Below are 16,772 nucleotides of genomic sequence, written 5' to 3'. Positions count from 1 at the left end.
AGGGAAGCGCGGCGGCGCGCTAGGGCTTCAGCAGCAAGCCGATGTTCTTCAGTATCCGGCCCGTCCCCGCCATGACCAGCAGCACGCTGGTCAGCAACAAGGTGGACTTGACCAGATACCTGTCCTGCAGGCCGCCGGAATTGGAACGTTCGGAAAATTCATATGCCGTATGGATCAGGTCCATCGAGTAGTACGCCAGCAGGCAGAAGAACGGCACCAGGAAGATCAGGTCGCCTACGACGTCGATCCATAGTTTCGTGCGGGTCGAAAAGCGGCCCGAAATGATGTCGACGCGTACATGTCGGGATTCCTTGAGGGCGTAGGCGCCCGATAGTGCGACCAGCAGGGCGAAGACATGCCATTGCAATTCGCCGATCGATGTCATGTTGAGGTGGGTTCCGAACAAGGGGATGGCGGTATCCCAGCTCAGCAGGGCACTCCAGCCGAGCAGGGAGCCCGTCACGGAAAGCAGAACAACGAAAATCAGCAGCAGGATCAGGGCCGAGCCGATCCGGCCCGGCCATGCGCTGATCGCGATGAGTGCGTCTCCGCAGCACATCAGCGTGCCGCTGGCCCTGGAGGGGATCTTATCGAGCATGTTCGTCTCCGTTTCGATAGGGTGGCGCGGGCGATCCGGGAGTCTGCCGGACGCCGTCGATGGTCAGGGGCATAGCGGTCAGAAGGATATCGGATCCCGGCACGGCCGCCAGTTGCCCCAGCGCCTGAACCTGGGGGTGCTGGAGGGCTTCGGACAGGGTGTGGATGGGCGCGCATGGAATACCAGCCAGTTCGAACCGGCGCAACCAATCTTGCCGGTCGTGTTGCCGGAGTATCGGCTCTAACTGTCGCAGCAAGGCATCCTTGTTGGCCAGTCGCGCACGATTTGTGGCGAAACGGGCGTCCGACCCCCAATCTGCGCGGCCGAGCTCGCTGGCCAATTTGGCGAAGAGGCGGTCGTTGCCGCAGCAGATCAGCATCGGACTGTCCTTGGTGTCGAACGCCTGGTAGGGGACGAAGCCGGGATGCCCGGTCCGGTGGCGGGAGGGCTGGTGGCCCTCGTTGATCAGGGCGTCGCTTTTCTGCGCGTTCCAGCTGAGAGCGGTTTCCAGCAGGGAGGTTCTGAGCACGCCGCCGTGTCCTGTCCGCTGGCGGCGATGCAGCATCGCCAGAGCGCCGATGACCACCCACATGCCCGAGCCCTGGTCGCACAGGGACGGCGCGGCTCTCATGGGGGGATCATCGGGGCCGCCGTTCGTGCTGGACAGGCCGCTGAATGCCTGGATCAGGGGTTCATAGCCAGGCAGCATGGACATGGGGCCGTCATGGCCGAAGGCGGATATCTCGCAATAAATGAGTTTCGGATGGCGACGCACCAGGGTTTCGCCACCGATGCCCAGCTTTTCGACTGAGCCGGGTCGCAGGTTGTGGATGAATATATCCGCCTGCGCGATCAGCCGTTCGAATTCGGATTTGTCCTGTGCATCGTTCAGGTCCAGCGTGACGGAGGCCTTCCCGTGATTGAAGACCTGGAATACGAATGCATCGCCATTCCGGAAGGGACGCCCCATGCGACGGGCATCGTCGCCGCCGCCGGGCCGCTCGACCTTGGTCACACTGGCCCCCAGGTCGGCGAAGATCGATCCGGCGTATGGCGCGGCATAGACCTGACCCAGTTCGACCACATGTATCCCACCCAGTGTACAAAGCATAAGCATCCTCGGCCTGATCCCGTCTGGCTTCCTGCATGCCCGGCATACCCGCCGCGGCATCGCCAAAGCGAGGCGTCCAGGGTTCAGTAGATTGATTGGTAGAGTGCCAAAAATTCCGTCTGCAAAGTCTGGCGTGGATTCCACCGGTTGTAATCGGCCTGGATGCAGAGTTCGGCCATCTTCGGCAGATCGGTTTCTTGCACGCCGGCCTCGGACAGTTTTGCAGGTATGCCCACGTCGGCACAGAGGTTCCGGATGGCGGTCACCGTCTGCTGTGCGGCTTGTTCGGCGGGCAGGCCGACCGCGCCCGGGTTGAATACGGATGCAACGCGAGCGAATCGTTGCAAGCTCGATGCAGCGTTGAATTGCGCGACTGCAGGCAGGCACAAGGCCACGCTGAGGCCGTGCGGCAGGCCGGCGACCGCCCCCAGCGCCAGAGCCATGCAATGCACGTTGCCTGTCCCGGTGACTCCGAAGGACATCGCCGCCATGCTGGATCCGACTTGCATGTCCTGTGCCGCCCGGATGTCCTGACGGTTCTGGTAAAAGCGGCGGATGCTGTGCGCGATCAGCGCCATCGCCTGCAGATTGAGTGCATCGGTGAAGGGATTCGCCAGTTTCGAGATGTAGGATTCGAAGGCATGGGTGAATGCGTCGATCCCGGCGTGTGCCGCCAGGCGCGCTGGCAATGTCGACACCGCGATCGGATCGAGGATGGCATACTGCGCCGGACAAAATGCCGCATGCCGGATGGCCAGCTTGACTTGGCGATCGGTGTCGGTGATGACGGCGGCACCCGAGACTTCGGACCCCGTTCCGGCGGTGGTAGGCGTGGCGATCAGGGGCAGCGGGCGGATGTGGAACCGCTCGATTCCATGATAGTCGGCGATCCGGCCCCCATTGGTCATCAGGATGCAAACGGCCTTGGCGATATCGATGGCGCTGCCTCCGCCCACCGCCATTACCGCTTGCGCATTGAATTCCCTGCACATCTGCCAGGCCTGGTTCACCAGGCGATCGGTGGGCTCCGAATGAATTTCCGAAAAAATGGCCTGTTCCAGCCGTTTTCCCCGCAAGGCATCCTGGTAGCTGTGGAGGATCTCGCTATCGATCATGGCCGGATCGGCGATCAGCAAGATTCTGGAGGCCTCCAGTTCGTCCAGGATGCCGCTGATGCGGGAACGCGCGTTTTCGCCGAATACGAGGTGTGTCGGGCAGGTGAAATCCGAGATCCGGCTCATCGTCGATCTCCTGCCGGCCCGGATGCGGCCAAGGGCAAGGGCGGCTCAGGCACGCGCACGCAGACGTTCTTGACTTGCGTATAGGACATCAGCGCGTCCATGCCCTTTTCGCGCCCAAATCCGGATTTCTTGTAACCGCCGAAGGGCAGTTCGGCTCCACCGCCCACGCCGTACATGTTGATGAAGACCTGGCCGGACTTGACCTGTTTGGCCAACCAGTGCGTATGCGACATGTTCTGCCCCCAGATGCCGGCGGACAGACCATATTCCGTGCCATTGGCCAGGCTGGCCGCTTCTTCGAGAGTGTCGAAGGAGATCACCGACATCACCGGGCCGAAGATTTCCTCTTTGAATACGCGCATTCCGGGGGAAACATGGTCCAGCAAGGTCGGCATGATGAAGTTGCCTTCTTCAAGCATTGCGCCGGCCATGACCTTGCCGCCCTGGATGATGGAAGCGCCTTCCTGCTTGCCATGATCAATGCAGGCTTGAACCTTGTCCGCTTGTCCGCGGCTGATCAGGGCGCCCAGGTCGCCGTCGGCCACGCCCGGGCCGACCATGAGTTGCCTCGTCAGTTGCGTCAACCGCTCGACCACGGTCCTGTGGATGCTGCGATGCACGAGAATTCTCGATCCCGCCGTGCAAGTCTGTCCGGAATTCGGTATGCCTGACCGCAGCACGATGGGCAACGCATCGTCGAGGTCCGCATCGGGAAGAAGGATGTTCGGGGATTTTCCACCCAGTTCGAGCAGCACCGGGACGACGTTGGTGGCAGCGGCCTGCATTACGTGGATCCCGGTGGCCACGGACCCGGTAAACACCAGCAGGTTGATGTCCGGGTGCGTGGCCAACGCCTCCCCGGCCTCGTGTCCATATCCGGTCACGACGTTGAGTACGCCGGGCGGCACGCCTTCTGCATGGCAGATGCGAGCGAGTTCCAGTACGCCCAGACAGGCGAGTTCGGCAGGCTTGACCACTACGGTATTGCCACAAGCCAGCGCGGGTGCGATGCCGCGCGAAGCGATCTGGATCGGATAGTTCCAGGGCACGATCTGTGCGGTCACACCCAGGGGTTCGCGCAAGGTGAAGTCGAGGTAGCCCGGCCCCATGGGGATGGTGCTGCCCAGGATCTTGTCGGCCGCTCCCGCAAAATACTCGAAGTATCGGGCTGCGGCCTGTATGTCGGCCATCGCTTGTTTCAGGGGTTTCCCGGTATCGATGCATTCGATCCGCGCGATACGTGCCTGTTCTTTCCGGATCCGTACCGCAATGGCGTGCAGGATCCGGGCTCGCTGGGCCGGCGGTACCTGGGCCCAGGCGGGCAGGGCGTCATTGGCGGCCGCGACGGCCGTGTCGATATCGGCCTGCCTCCCTCGCGCAATCAGGGCCATCGGACGATTGTCCGCCGGATCGTGGACCTGCAGCGTCTGTCCGTCCCGGGCGGGAATGAATCGCCCGTCGATATAGCAATCATATGTTTCGATCTGCATGCGCCTACCTGCTTCCGACTATCGGTTCAAGGATTCTCGGTACGTCCATCGTCGTGCCAGGAATCGTCATCTGCCTACGTCCAGGCTCTGGAGATCCTTCCATTGTCTGCTCGAATCGATGTAGTCCGCCAACGACGCGTAAGCCTCGTCAAAGATCGGAGAGCTCTTGCGTTCTTCGGCGATGACCCGGTCCGTGGCGTCCTTCAGTGCCTGCATGACGTCATCGGGCAAGCGCCTGACCTGAGTGCCGGAGTCCCGCATCTTTTTCAGAGTGTCCAGTTGCTTGGCCGCGTTTTCATTCAGGGACCAGAGCATGGCGATTTTGCAGGCGCCTTCGATCTGGCCTTGCTGCGCCTTGTCGAGGCCGTCCCAGACTGTCTTGTTGATTTCCAGGGAATTTACGCTCGAGGGCTGGTGCCAGCCCGGGAAATAATAATATTTGGCGGCTTTCTGCATCTGCAGGTCATAGTCGATCATCGGCAGGGAGTATTCCGCGGCATCGATGCGGCCTCGGCTGAGGGACACAAAAACTTCGCCGCCAGGGATCACCTGCGTATTGACGCCCAGCTTGGCCATGGCGCGCCCCGCCAGGCCGCCGATGCGCATGTTCAGGCCCTTGAGATCGTCGGGGCTTTTGATTTCCTTGTTGAACCAGCCCGCGGGTTCTGGCGGCGTGATGGTGCAGGGGATGAAATGTATGTTCACTTTGTCGTAGGCCTTCTGGATAATTTCCATGCCGCCTCCGCGCCATAGCCAGCCGGCCAGCACGTCGGGTGCGGGTCCGAAAGGCAGGGATCCGACCAGATTGGCCACGGGCAGTTTGCCGCCCCAGTAACCGGGCCAGTCGAATCCCATGGGGACGGCGTTCTTGCTGACCGTATCCATGACTTCCAAGGGCGGGACCAGATCTCCCGCGCCGTAGATGGTGACTTTGATCCGGCCATCGCTGATCCTGGCCAACTGGTCCGCGAAGACCTGCGCGCCTTCGCCGAGAAATTTCATGTCTTTGGGATAGACACTGGCCATGTCCAGCGTCAGTGTGTCGGCGTGGGCCGGGCTCATCAGGGCAAGGGAGGCGGCCAGTACGGCCAGGGTGAATTGGGGTTTCATGAAGTCTCCTCGTTCTGGTTGTTTCACACTCGCGGTGGGGCCGTGCGATGTGAACTAGGTTAAGATCAATCGATCAATTATGGAATTGAATTTTTCAGATATCTGTAATTTGAAAATCAAATGAAAAACAGTTTCCGGCACATCCGCGGTTTTCTCGAGGTCGCCAAGGTCAGCAGTTTCACGCGTGCGGCGCACAATCTGCACGTGTCGCAGCCCGCTCTCACGGTCCAGGTCCGGCAACTGGAGGAAGACCTGGGGATACGCCTGTTAGACAGGGACCGTCGCCAGGTCACCTTGACACAGGCGGGGCATGACGCCATCAAGACGCTGCAACGCATCCTGGACGAGTTTGATGGCCTGGTTCAGGAAACCCGCGGCATGGCCGACCTGCAGAGGGGCCGTCTCACGCTGGCCGTGCTGCCCTCGATTGCGGCGGCCTGGTTGCCTCCACTGATCGGAGAATTCCGCACGCGCTATCCCGGCATCAGCATCCGGGTCACGGATGTCCCCGCCGACCGGATTCACGTGCTGGTCCGCGACCTGCAGGTCGATCTGGGACTGGGGTCCTGGAACAGCCGGGACCGGGCGATCCGGTTCCAGCCATTGCGGGAAGACGACATGCATGTGTTCTTCCCGTCAGGCCATCCCCTGGAGCGCAGCCGCCGTCCATCCCTGAGCAAGCTGGTGGAGTATCCGCATATCTTGACCACGCCGGAATCCAGCGTGCGTCACGCCGTGGATCGTGCCCTGGAAGAAGAGGGCCTGGATATCGAAGTCGCATGCGAGGTTGCCTACGTGTCAACCGCGATCAGCATGGTCAAGGCTGGCCTCGGGGTGGCCATATTGCCCCTGTCGAGCCTGCAGGCCGCGCCTTGCGAGGGCTTGCTGCATCGTCCGGTCGGTCATGCGCGACTGAAACGCCGGCTGGGGCTGATCACAGCCCGGCGCAACACGCTATCGCCCGGAGCCGAGGCCTTCATCGCCATGCTGCTGGCATCGCATATCGGCAATACTGGTGTCCAGTGAATGGTCGGCCGCTGGCAGGCCTCGAAGTCAGGGCCCGAAGATCTTCAGAAGCCACGGGTGCTTCGCGAGATGCCGTGCCTCGAACGCGCGGATCTCGTCGGCGTGCATCAAGGTCCGCCCGATCTCGTCCAGGCCTTCGAGCAAAGTCGTACGCTGGTAATCGCCGATTTCGAAGGCCGATATCACGTCCTCACCGAAGCGGACCTGCCGCTCCACCAGATCCACGGTCAGCGTATAGCCCGGCGTGTCCGCGACCGCCGCGAAGAGCCGTTCGATCGCCGGATCGGGTAGGGCGACGGGAAGCAGCCCGTTCTTGATGCGGTTGTTGTAGAAGATGTCCGCGTAGGACGATGCGATCAGGGCCTTGAATCCGTATTGCAGCAGGGCCCATGGCGCGTGTTCGCGGCTGGAGCCGCAGCCGAACCGTTCGGCGGCCAGGTCGATCAGCACCGTCGATCCCATGGCGTTGCCCGGGCACAGGGTGGAGAAGGGGCGTTCGGCCATTCCCGTGATCGTGATGACGGACAGGGAGGCGGCGGGCGGGACGACCCTGATTCCGGGGGGGCGCCATTTGCGAGTAAGATGTTCCGCACCGCGCGTCGGATGGCGCGCGGCTCTGTTTTGTGCCAGGAGATCGGGTCATGGCATCGAGGCTTCTGCGGGTCGCATTCTGCATGGCGGCGACTTTTGCCGCGGGCGCGGGCTGGCCGTCCGGCGCGATGGCACAGGTCGCCAATTTCCACCCCTGCAACGCCCAGCCCGCCTTGCCGATCTGCCAGCATGGCTACGGCCGGCGCGTCGCGACGATGCGCTGGGGCGCGGTGCCCGAGCCGCTCGATCCCGATGCCGTCGCCAAGGCGTCCCTGGTCACGCGCGATCCGGCCCGGGAAATCGAAAAGCTCAAGTCCACCACGATCTTCGTGGAGGACGTGGACACATCCGAGGTCCTGTTCGCGCGCGACGCGGAAGTCGTGCGGCCGATTGCCTCCATCGTCAAGCTCATGACGGCGCTGGTGGTGGTCGATGCCGGCCTGCCCATGGACGAGATGATCGTCATCGATGCCAGCGATGTCGGCGTGCCCAGCGATCTGCCCTCGCGCCTGGTGGCCGGCGCGCGTCTGAGCCGCGCCGATCTGCTGCATCTGGCGCTGACCTCGTCCGAGAACAGCGCGGCGCATGCCCTGGGGCGTTCCTATCCGGGTGGCATGGCGGCATTCGTCGAGGCGATGAACGCCCGGGCGACCGCGCTGGGCATGGACGATTCCCGGTTCGTTGAGCCCATCGGCCTGTCCAATGAAAACGCGTCCACGGCCCGGGACCTGGCCAGGCTGGTGAGTGCGGCGGCCGGGCAGCCGCTGGTCCGGGAATTCACCACCGACGCCCAGTACAGCATCGATGGCCGGACCTTCCGCAACACCAACATGCTGGTGGGCCGTCCCCGCTGGGACATCCTGGCCTCGAAGACGGGCACCACCCGCGAGGCCGGCGACTGCCTGGTGATGGTGGTCCGGCTCGGCGGCCGCAACCTGGCCATGGTGCTGCTCAATGCGCAGGGGATGAGCGGTTCGCGCTTCGGCGATGCGGTGCGCCTGCGGCGTGTCCTGGACAGCCGGATGGCGGCGAAATAGGACGCCGGACAACGGGGCGCCGTATGCCTTGGAGAACTCGTGTCACGAACACATACCGTGGTCCGGTCGAGGATTTGATACTTTGGTCGCCTTAGTTTTTCTCGAGAACTGGAAGGGGTCTCCATGCTGAAAAACGCGGGTGTCGCGTTGCTGCCCTTGATCGAAGGCTTGCGGGCTGCGGGGGCTGTCGGATTACGCTATGCAGCCGGCTCCCGTCGGATGGCCTGGGCGATCCGGGCGGCTCCGGCGGGACTGTTTTTGCGCGAACTCCTGGAAGCGCCGGCCGGGGTCGGGGCCGTCTGGCCCAGTTCGGCGCGCCTGGCGCGCGGCATGGCGGCCTGGATCGATCCCCGGGGTGAAGGCCTGGTGGTGGAACTGGGCGCCGGAACCGGGGTAGTGACTCGGGCGCTGCTCGATCGAGGGGTGCCGGCGGATCGCCTGCGGGTGGTGGAACGTTCGCCGGCGTTCGTGCGGCACCTGCGCCAGCGCTTTCCGGAACTGGCGATCCTGCAGGGCGACGCGGCCCGGCTGTCGGACGTGCTGTGTGAAAGCGCGGCGGGCAGGCCGGTCGGCGCTGTCGTCTCCAGCCTGCCGCTGCGTTCCCTGGCGCCGGATGTAGTGTCCGCCGTGCTCGGCCAGTGCCGGTCGCTTCTGCCCCCTGGCTGTCCGCTGGTGCAGTTCACCTATGCGCCGCGGGGCCTGCCCGATGCCGGGCTGTCGGATGGTTTCGTGGTGCGCGGCGATCAGATCGTCTGGACCAATCTGCCGCCCGCCCGGGTGATCGTGCTGGAACGCGCGAAGCAGCGGTAGCGGAGGAAGGTCTTCAGACCTCGTCCGTCCCGATCTTGTTCGATTGCTCGTTCGATTCCATGCGAGCCGCGCGCCCGGCATCCCATGGATGGGGGTAAACCATGGTGTTCCAGATTTTTTTCCTATAAGATAATTTTCCTATCGGAAAAAATGGAACCCAGGTAATGAGCAACGAAGTGTTCGACTTCGCGGTGATCGGCGCAGGCATGGCGGGGGCCTCCGTCGCTTATCGTCTTGCCCTGGAAGGGATGTCCGTCGTGGTGCTGGAGCGCGAATCCCAGCCCGGCTATCACGCCACGGGCCGCTCGGCGGCCATGTTCATGGAAAGTTATGGCATGGAGCAGATCCGCGCCCTGACGCGGGCCAGCCGCGAGTTCTTCGAACGGCCTCCGGAAGGCTTCTGCGAGCATCCCCTGCTGCATCCGCGCGGCGTGCTGTATGTTGGTACGGTGGGACAGGAGACTTTGCTGGAAGACGCGCTGGCGGTGTACCGGCGCGAGGGCCTTCGGGCCGAGAGGATCGATGCGGCCCGGGCGAAGGCGATGGCACCGTGCCTCGAAGCGGACAAGCTCATCGGCGCCGTGCATGATGTGGATGCGACTGATATCGACGTGGCCGAACTGCACCAGGGTTTCCTGCGCGGTATGGCGAAGCGGGGGACTCGCCTGCGCTGCAACGCCGGACTGGCCGCCGCCGCGCGCGACGAGCGGGATGCGGTGTGGACGTTGACGCTGAACAGCGGCGATACCGTATCGGCGCGTGTCGTGGTGAACGCAGCCGGTGCCTGGGCCGATCCGGTGGCGGCGTTATGCGGTGCGCAAACGCTGGGGATCGAGCCCAGGCGCCGCTCCGCGTTCACGTTCGCCGCCCCGGAGGGGGTGGACGCCGGCGCCTGGCCGGCGGTGATCGGCGTCGATGAAAGTTTCTACTTCAAGCCCGACGCGGGCCAGTTGCTGGGCTCGCCGGCCAACGCGGACCCGGTCGCGCCTCACGACGTCGTGCCCGAAGAGCTCGACATCGCCCTGGGCATCCACCGGATCGAATCGCTGACCAGCCTGCGCATCCGGCGTCCCCGACACGTCTGGGCCGGGCTGCGCAGCTTCGCGCCCGATGGCGATTTCGTCATTGGCTGGGACCCGCGGTGCCCGGGATTCTTCTGGCTGGCGGGGCAGGGCGGCTATGGCATCCAGACCTCGGCGGGCGCATCGGAGGCCGCCTGCGCGCTGCTGCTGGGCCGGGCGCTGCCGGAATTCCTGGCGCGGCAGGGCGTCGCCGCCGATCGGCTGAGTCCGCGCCGCTTCGACGCGGACCAGGCCTGAAATCCATTCGGCGCTTCCGGCGCCGGGTATTTGCGCTCCGGGCGCGCTGATTCATTCCACCATTACTAGATCATCGGGAGACAAAGGCATGGATTCGTTCAAGGACGTCTGCAGGATCGCGGGCGCGTTCGTCGGCGTCATCGTGGGTGCGGGATTCGCGTCGGGGCAGGAAATCCTGCAGTTCTTCGCCAGCTTCGGCGCCATCGGCCTGGTCGGCTGCGTGGTCTCGGGCGTGCTGTTCGCCTTGCTGTCGATGGCCTTCTCCACCATGGGCCAACGCCTGGCGGCGGAGTCCCACAAGGAAGTCGTCCATGCCATGCTGGGCCGCTACCTGGGGCTGGTATTCGACGTGCTGATCACGTTCTTCCTGTTCGCGGTCACCGTGGTGATGCTGGCCGGCGCCGGTTCGCTGCTGCATCAATGGCTGGGCATCCCCGAAGTCTGGGGCAGCGTGCTGGCGACCGTCGCCACCATCCTGATCGTGTGCCTGGACATCCGCAGTGTGATCGCCTTCATCGGTGCCGTCACGCCGTTCCTCATGTTCATGACGGTCGTGGTAGCCGGCTACGTGCTGGTGTCGCCCCACGCCGGTCATGAGGCGCTCGCGGCCGCCGCGCAGACCCAGCCCCGGGGCGCTGGCCAGTGGCTGGTCGCGGCGCTGCTGTATGTGTCCTATAACATCGTGGCGGGGATGCCGTTCCTGGTCATCATGGGTGGACAGGCGAAATCGCGGGCGACCGCGCTCTGGGGCGGCGTCCTCGGCGGCCTGCTGCTGGGCGTCCTGATCCTGCTGATCGCCGTGGCGATGTACCTGCGCATGGACACGATCGGCGGGATGCCCATGCCGATGCTCTCGATCGCCACTCAACTCTCGCCTTGGCTGGGCCACCTGATGTCGCTGGTGATTTTCGGCATGATCCTCAACACGGCGGTCGGCATGCTCTATGCCTTCATGGCGCGCATCGTGCCCGCCGGGACCGGGAAGTTCCGCGTCGGCACGGTCGCGGCGGGCGTGCTGGCGCTGGCGGGCAGCTTCGTCGGCTTCATCAAGCTGGTGGGGATCGTGTATCCGATCTACGGCTACATCGGTTTCGTGCTGATGGCGCTGGCGTTCGTGGGCTGGCTGCGCGTGGCGCGCCGCCAGGACGGCGCCGCGTCCCGCGCCTGACATTTTTCCATCGGGGCTGGATCCCGCATAGAATGGCGCAGTGCCCGATTTGAGCGCTTCGCATCCTTTCGCCATCATGCCCGGCCCGATGAACAAGAAAACCAGCGCAGTCCAGGTCCTCGCCAAGGTGCTTCCGGGCGCGCACGCCCCGGTCCCGGATCCGGGGCTGGCGGGGCGGCACGAGGTCGGCGCCCGGATCCGGGCGGCGCGCAAGGAGCGCAAGTTGACGTTGCAGCAGGTGGCGCAACGCAGCGGCCTGGCGGTGTCCACCGTGTCGAAGGCCGAGCGCGGGCAGATCGCCCTCAGCTACGAAAAAGTGCTGCAACTCGGCCGCGCGCTGGACATCGACATGACGCGCCTGTTCATGCAGGCGGACGTGAAACTCGAGCCGGACGCCGCGGCCGGATGCCCGACGGTCGTCAAGGATCGCTTCGCCGACGTGCAGCGTTATGAGACCGACCAGTACGAATACAGCGTGCTGTGCGGCGCGTTCCCGGGCAAGAAGATGCAGCCGCTCGTGGCGCTGATCAACGCGCGCGAGGCGCGCGATTTCTCGGAAACCATCCGTCATCCGGGCCAGGAATTCGTCATGGTGCTTTCCGGCCGGGTGCGGATCCTGTTCGAGAACGGCGAGGCTGTCGAACTCGGCCGGCACGAAGCCGCCTATTTCGACAGCGGCGTTGGCCACGTCTACGTCAGCCTCAGCCGGCAACCGGCGCAGGTGGTTTCGATCTGTTGCTGATGGGAGGTCCCGCATGACCCGCAAGACGATCAATATCGCATTCACGTCCGATGACTGGCGGGGCGTCGCCCTGTCCAATTTCAGCCTGTCGCCGTTCGAACTGGACGGCGTGCCGTTGGCGTCCGTGGAAGGTTTCATCCAGGGCATCAAGTTCCCGCCGGGCCATCCGGCCCGCGAGCGAGCCTTCGCGTCCTGGGCCAGGGAGGCCAAGGAATGCGGCAAGGGAGCGGACAAGCGCTATGCTTATTGGGGAGAGGCGCGGATCGAGTTCGGGTCCGGCGAACATCATCGGCTGATCGGACGGGCGCTGCGCGCGCGCTTCGCCCAGAACGAGGGTCTGCGCCGCGTGCTGGATTCGACCCGGGGCCTGGAGATTTTGCACCAGACCGGCGAAGGGCCGGAGCCGGAGCGGACGTCGCTGCCGGCGGCCTTGTTCTGCCGCATCCTGGCCGACATCCGCGACGTCTCCGCGGAACCCGGGGATCTGGCGGAACGGATCGTCGAGCAGACGACCGACGCCCTGATCTATGCCGACCGCGCGGGCAGGATCGTGCGTTGGAACCCGGCGGCCGGCGGACTGTTCGGTTTTTCGCCGGAAGAAGCGCTGGGTGCCAGCCTGGACCTGATCATTCCAGAACATCTGCGCGCCGCCCATTGGGCCGGCTATGACGCCGCGCTCGCCAGCGGTCGGATGAAGCTCGAGGGGCGGCCGACCCTGACGCGCGGGGTGCGTAAGGATGGTCGGAAGCTGTACGTGGAAATGACCTTCGCCCTGGTCAAGAACGAGACGGGCGCCGCCATCGGTTCGGTTGCCATGGCACGCGATGTGACGGAGCGGGTGGAAAAGGAACGCGCTGCGCGCAAGGCCCAGACGCAGAAAGGTTGATGGTGTCATCAACCTCTGATGAAGACCCATCCCCCGTTTATGGGGTAGAGCCGCCTAGAGCCGGAATTCTGGTGGGCCCCCTGAGAGTCGAACTCGGCACCAATGGATTATGAGTTCGTCGCCAACGTGCTATGCCTAGGAAAATCAAGCATAGGGGAGCGTAAGCTACAGAGCAAAAAAATAAGCTGCGACAGTAGTTTAGTGCAGCTTGACGAAGGTGGGCAAAACTAAGCTCTGTACCGCTGGAGTACCGCCCTGCGGAGCAATCTTGAACCTGCGGGAGGTCATGGCGACGGCTCCCACGGATTGACGATGGTCACTCCCGTCGGTTTGAAATCGGCCACGTTGCGCGTGACCACCGTCATGCCGTGCATGAGCGCCGTAGCCGCGATGAGCGCGTCACGCTCGCCTCGCTTGTCCGGTACATGCAACCGAGCGCAACGCTGCGCCACAGCGGTATCGATCGGCAGTGTGCGCCCGGAGAACTCGGGTAATACGTGCTGCTCCAGCCATGAACGCAGCATGGCCCCTTGAGTCGCGTCCTTGCGTTCAATCGACAGAACGCCAAGCTCCAACTCCATGATGGTGATGGCCGATACGAAGAGGTCGGCGGCATCGACGCTTTCCGTCCATGCCGTCACATTCCCATCAGCCTTGCCAAGCCGTACCTTGCGCAGCTCGGACAGCACGTTGGTATCGAGCACGTACATCATGAGAGATCAGCCGGCCGGGCTCCAATGGTCACGCGCGGTGGCTCAAACTCGATGTCCGCAACACCCGGCATCGCCAGCGCGTCGGCAATGTTGCGCCGCTGCTTCGTCAACCGTTGATAGTCATCGAAGCTCAACAGCACGTGAGCAGGCTTACCGCGATCCGTGATGAACACCGGGCCGCTCTTGGTGGCCTTCTTCGCTCGTGTCACGTCCTGGTTCAGCTCCCGACTGGATAGCGTTGTGATGGTCATGCGACACTTCCTGAACAAACGAATTAAGTAGGTATGTTACTACTTTCATGCCGGAAAGCAAGTCCAGCAAAAGTTTGTGGAATGGCGCGGTAGAGCCCGCTTGACATAGTTGACGAATACATTTGCATGACAGGCTGGAACCCCGCTTTTGGTGGTGAAGGAACTGGGCGGATGGGAGACCATCGAGATGGTGCAGAAGTACGCGCACTTGGCGCCCAGTCATCTGGAAGCCCACGCGGAAGCGGTCACGTTTTGGGCACATCACGCCCCAGAAACGGAAATCGCCACCGTGCAGGGTGGCGATAAGATACTGATTCAGCAGGATAATTCTGGTGGGCCCCCCGAGAGTCGAACTCGGCACCAATGGATTATGAGTCCACTGCTCTAACCAGGCATGAGCTAGAGGCCCGCTCCGGCCCGGATGCGGTGCGCCCGGAACTGGAAGTACGTGATTATCGCATAGCGCGTTGCATGCTGGCTGGTGGCGCGCGACCCTCCGGACTTCAGAGAAGCGGCTGGCCGCAGGCCATGAATTCGCCCGCGCCTTCCGGGCCCACGAACTCGAACTCGCGCGCCATCAGGCGCCCACGGGAAAACGTCATGACCGGCCAGCCGGTCACGACGCGGCCTTCATAAGGGGTGTAATCCACATTGTGATGCAGGGCGGTATTGCGGATACATACTTCTCGGTGTGGATCCCACAGGGTCAGGTCGGCATCGGCGCCGACCATGATCGACCCCTTGCGGGGGTACAAACCGTATAGCTTCGCCGGCTGGGTGGCCGTCAGCGCCACGAACTGGTGGATGCTGATGCGTCCGCCTAGAACGCCGCCCGAAAAGAGCAGCGGCAGGCGTGTTTCCAGGCCCGGGATGCCGTTCGGGATGTGCTGGAACTTCTGTTCCTTGCCCTTGAGTTTCTTGCCCCCGGGATCGTCATAGGAGAACGGCGCATGATCGGACGAGAAGATGGAGAACACGTTGCCTGCCAGCGCGCGCCACACGGCCTCCTGGCTGGCCTCGTCGCGCGGTGGCGGGCTGCACACGCATTTGGCTCCTTCGTAGCCGTGCAGATCCAGGTCCCCGGCCGTCAGGTAGAGATATTGCGGGCAGGTTTCGGCATGAATGCGCAGCCCGCGCCGCTGGGCCCATCGGATTTGCTCAATGGCCTCCCGACCTGACACGTGCACGATCAGGATCGGCACATCGACCAGTTCCGAAAAAGAGATGGCGCGGTGCGTGGCCTCGCGCTCCACCACGGCGGGGCGCGACACGGCGTGATATTTCGGGGCGGTGCGGCCTTGGCGGTCCAGCCGCTCGGTCAGCCATGTGATGCAATCCGAGTTTTCGGCATGGACCATCACCAGCGCGCCCGCGCTGCGCGCCACATCCAGTACGTCGAGCATTTGCCGGTCATTGAGTTTCAGGTCGTCGTAGGTCATGTAGACCTTGAACGAGGTGTAGCCCTCGCGGATCAGAGCCGGTAGTTCATCGTGCAGGACGGCCGGGGTCGGGTCCGAGACGATCAGGTGGAACGCGTAATCGATGGCGGATTTTCCGGCGGCGCGCCGATGGTAGTCGTCGACGGCGGCTCGCAGGGATTGGCCCTTGGCCTGCGCCGCGAAGGGGATGACGGTGGTGGTTCCGCCGCAGGCCGCCGAGCGCGAGCCGCTGGCGAAATCGTCGGCCATGCGCAGCCCGAAACCCATCGGCTGGTCCAGATGGCAGTGCGCATCCACGCCGCCGGGCAGCACGAGGAGCCCGCGCGCATCAATGGACTCGCGGCCTTCGCCCAGATCGTGTCCGAGGGTGACGATGCGCCCGCCCCGGATGCCGATGTCGCAGGTGTAGCGGTCGGCGGCGGTCACGATTTCGCCGCCCCGGATCACCAGGTCGAATGTCATGCTCATGAGATCCTTCTGCTAGGAGTTTCGTCCGATCAATCGAGACAGACCCGCAGGCAGGCCTTTGTGCGGTTTGACGGGCGGTGCGGACAGCGCGCCGGTCCTGCGCGGGCCGTGGGCGGCGCGCACCATGCTTTCGAGCATGCGGACCGCGCTGCCGACGCCGTCGATCAGTGGTACCGGGACTTCCGCCGCGATCTCGCGGGCCAGTCCGGCGAGCGGCGCTCCCGCGAGGATGATGCTGTCGGCGCCCTCGTGCACGCGCTGCAGGCACATGCGCAGCAGGATGTCGCGCGCTTCCACGCCCACGGTGCCGATATCGCGGAATGCCTGCCCCAGCCCATGGTAGCCGGCGAACCGGCGTGTCATCCCCAGCGTGGCGACGGTTTCCTCGTACCAGTAGCCGATGCGCTCGGATATGCCCACGATCGCGAAGCGGCCTCCGAGCAGGAAGGCGCTGGCGAGCGCGGCCTCGGTCAGGCCGATCACGGGGATGGGAAAGATTTCCTTGGCTTGCGCGGCGCCCGGATCGCCGAAAGCGGCGACGACGGCGCCGTCGTACTGGTCGTGGCATTCGCCGAGGACGCGGAAGACTTCGTAGGCAGCCACCACGGCTTCCGCCGGCGTCTCGATATAGGCGACGCCGTTTTGCGCGGTCGCCGTTGCGAGGACCGTGTCGGGCAGGGCGGCCCGCCGGGCTTCGGCTTCGATGAGCGAAGTCACGCTTTCCGAGATGTTCGGGTTGATCAGCAGCAGATTCATGGCGGGATTTCCAGAG

The 16,772-nt window shown here is 64.0% G+C and carries 17 protein-coding genes, 1 tRNA gene and 1 pseudogene; 8 read left to right on the top strand and 11 right to left on the bottom strand.

Translation table 11 applies throughout. From position 1 onward, the window contains the following. Nucleotides 1-19: 19 nt before the first annotated feature. The 5 genes from ACTPOE_RS03950 to ACTPOE_RS03930 form a co-directional block, all read right to left on the bottom strand. Nucleotides 20-598: a TRAP transporter small permease subunit gene (locus ACTPOE_RS03950; protein WP_458870921.1), complete on the bottom strand. Its 579-nt coding sequence runs from the start codon at nt 596-598 to the stop codon at nt 20-22. Continuing rightward, nucleotides 588-1,709, bottom strand: a complete 1,122-nt coding sequence (locus tag ACTPOE_RS03945; protein ID WP_458870920.1) for a CaiB/BaiF CoA transferase family protein — start codon at nt 1,707-1,709, stop codon at nt 588-590. Before ACTPOE_RS03945 ends, ACTPOE_RS03950 begins: the two co-directional genes overlap by 11 nt. 83 nt (nt 1,710-1,792) lie before the next feature. Then, the gene (locus tag ACTPOE_RS03940) at nt 1,793-2,950 is read right to left on the bottom strand and encodes an iron-containing alcohol dehydrogenase (protein WP_458870919.1); all 1,158 of its coding nucleotides are present in this window, start codon (nt 2,948-2,950) and stop codon (nt 1,793-1,795) included. Continuing rightward, nucleotides 2,947-4,440 carry an aldehyde dehydrogenase family protein gene (locus ACTPOE_RS03935; RefSeq protein ID WP_458870918.1) on the bottom strand — a complete coding sequence of 498 codons (1,494 nt, stop codon included), beginning with the start codon at nt 4,438-4,440 and terminating at the stop codon, nt 2,947-2,949. The genes ACTPOE_RS03940 and ACTPOE_RS03935 overlap by 4 nt, the downstream gene beginning before the upstream one ends. A 66-nt stretch (nt 4,441-4,506) precedes the next feature. Further along, nucleotides 4,507-5,550: a TRAP transporter substrate-binding protein gene (locus ACTPOE_RS03930; RefSeq protein WP_458870917.1), complete on the bottom strand. Its 1,044-nt coding sequence runs from the start codon at nt 5,548-5,550 to the stop codon at nt 4,507-4,509. Between the two features lie 120 nt (nt 5,551-5,670). On the opposite strand from ACTPOE_RS03930, the gene ACTPOE_RS03925 reads away from it, so the two are divergent. Then, nucleotides 5,671-6,576: a LysR substrate-binding domain-containing protein gene (locus tag ACTPOE_RS03925; RefSeq protein WP_458870915.1), complete on the top strand. Its 906-nt coding sequence runs from the start codon at nt 5,671-5,673 to the stop codon at nt 6,574-6,576. Nucleotides 6,577-6,603: 27 nt separating this feature from the next. Here ACTPOE_RS03925 and leuD read toward each other — a convergent pair whose 3' ends face one another. After that, nucleotides 6,604-7,080, bottom strand: coding sequence for a 3-isopropylmalate dehydratase small subunit (gene leuD / locus ACTPOE_RS03920; RefSeq protein WP_458870913.1), 477 nt, complete (start codon nt 7,078-7,080; stop codon nt 6,604-6,606). 137 nt (nt 7,081-7,217) lie between these two features. Here leuD and ACTPOE_RS03915 point away from each other — a divergent pair, with 137 nt between their 5' ends. From ACTPOE_RS03915 to ACTPOE_RS03890, 6 genes are all read left to right on the top strand, one after another. Next, nucleotides 7,218-8,204: a serine hydrolase gene (locus ACTPOE_RS03915; RefSeq protein WP_458870911.1), complete on the top strand. Its 987-nt coding sequence runs from the start codon at nt 7,218-7,220 to the stop codon at nt 8,202-8,204. A gap of 219 nt (nt 8,205-8,423) precedes the next feature. Further along, nucleotides 8,424-9,014, top strand: coding sequence for a class I SAM-dependent methyltransferase (locus ACTPOE_RS03910; RefSeq protein ID WP_458872749.1), 591 nt, complete (start codon nt 8,424-8,426; stop codon nt 9,012-9,014). Nucleotides 9,015-9,178: 164 nt separating this feature from the next. Continuing rightward, nucleotides 9,179-10,333: an NAD(P)/FAD-dependent oxidoreductase gene (locus ACTPOE_RS03905; protein ID WP_458870909.1), complete on the top strand. Its 1,155-nt coding sequence runs from the start codon at nt 9,179-9,181 to the stop codon at nt 10,331-10,333. An 88-nt stretch (nt 10,334-10,421) separates the two neighbouring features. Then, nucleotides 10,422-11,501, top strand: a complete 1,080-nt coding sequence (locus ACTPOE_RS03900) for a YkvI family membrane protein (RefSeq protein WP_458870908.1) — start codon at nt 10,422-10,424, stop codon at nt 11,499-11,501. Nucleotides 11,502-11,589: 88 nt separating this feature from the next. Continuing rightward, nucleotides 11,590-12,243, top strand: a complete 654-nt coding sequence (locus ACTPOE_RS03895) for a helix-turn-helix domain-containing protein (RefSeq protein WP_458870906.1) — start codon at nt 11,590-11,592, stop codon at nt 12,241-12,243. 13 nt (nt 12,244-12,256) lie between these two features. Beyond that, a complete protein-coding gene (locus tag ACTPOE_RS03890; RefSeq protein ID WP_458870905.1) occupies nt 12,257-13,129 on the top strand; it encodes a PAS domain S-box protein in 873 nt (290 codons plus the stop codon). A gap of 284 nt (nt 13,130-13,413) precedes the next feature. Here the strand turns inward: ACTPOE_RS03890 and ACTPOE_RS03885 are convergent, their stop codons facing one another. Both ACTPOE_RS03885 and ACTPOE_RS03880 read right to left on the bottom strand, forming a co-directional pair. Then, nucleotides 13,414-13,842, bottom strand: a complete 429-nt coding sequence (locus ACTPOE_RS03885; protein ID WP_458870904.1) for a PIN domain-containing protein — start codon at nt 13,840-13,842, stop codon at nt 13,414-13,416. Continuing rightward, nucleotides 13,839-14,093, bottom strand: coding sequence for a type II toxin-antitoxin system Phd/YefM family antitoxin (locus ACTPOE_RS03880; protein ID WP_043682303.1), 255 nt, complete (start codon nt 14,091-14,093; stop codon nt 13,839-13,841). Before ACTPOE_RS03880 ends, ACTPOE_RS03885 begins: the two co-directional genes overlap by 4 nt. A 130-nt stretch (nt 14,094-14,223) precedes the next feature. Here ACTPOE_RS03880 and ACTPOE_RS03875 point away from each other — a divergent pair. Continuing rightward, nucleotides 14,224-14,352, top strand: a pseudogene (locus ACTPOE_RS03875) (tyrosine-type recombinase/integrase); the annotation flags it as partial. Between the two features lie 71 nt (nt 14,353-14,423). Here the strand turns inward: ACTPOE_RS03875 and ACTPOE_RS03870 are convergent. From ACTPOE_RS03870 to ACTPOE_RS03860, 3 genes are all read right to left on the bottom strand, one after another. Then, nucleotides 14,424-14,502, bottom strand: a tRNA-Ile gene (locus ACTPOE_RS03870). A gap of 94 nt (nt 14,503-14,596) precedes the next feature. Continuing rightward, nucleotides 14,597-16,000, bottom strand: a complete 1,404-nt coding sequence (gene hydA, locus ACTPOE_RS03865) for a dihydropyrimidinase (RefSeq protein WP_458870903.1) — start codon at nt 15,998-16,000, stop codon at nt 14,597-14,599. A gap of 12 nt (nt 16,001-16,012) precedes the next feature. Beyond that, nucleotides 16,013-16,756, bottom strand: coding sequence for an aspartate/glutamate racemase family protein (locus ACTPOE_RS03860; protein ID WP_458870901.1), 744 nt, complete (start codon nt 16,754-16,756; stop codon nt 16,013-16,015). Between the last annotated feature and the right edge of the window lie 16 nt (nt 16,757-16,772).

The sequence above is a fragment of the Castellaniella sp. WN genome, assembly GCF_054457555.1.
Note: the sequence above shows the minus strand (reverse complement) of the source record. Positions and strands in the feature narration are given on the sequence as shown.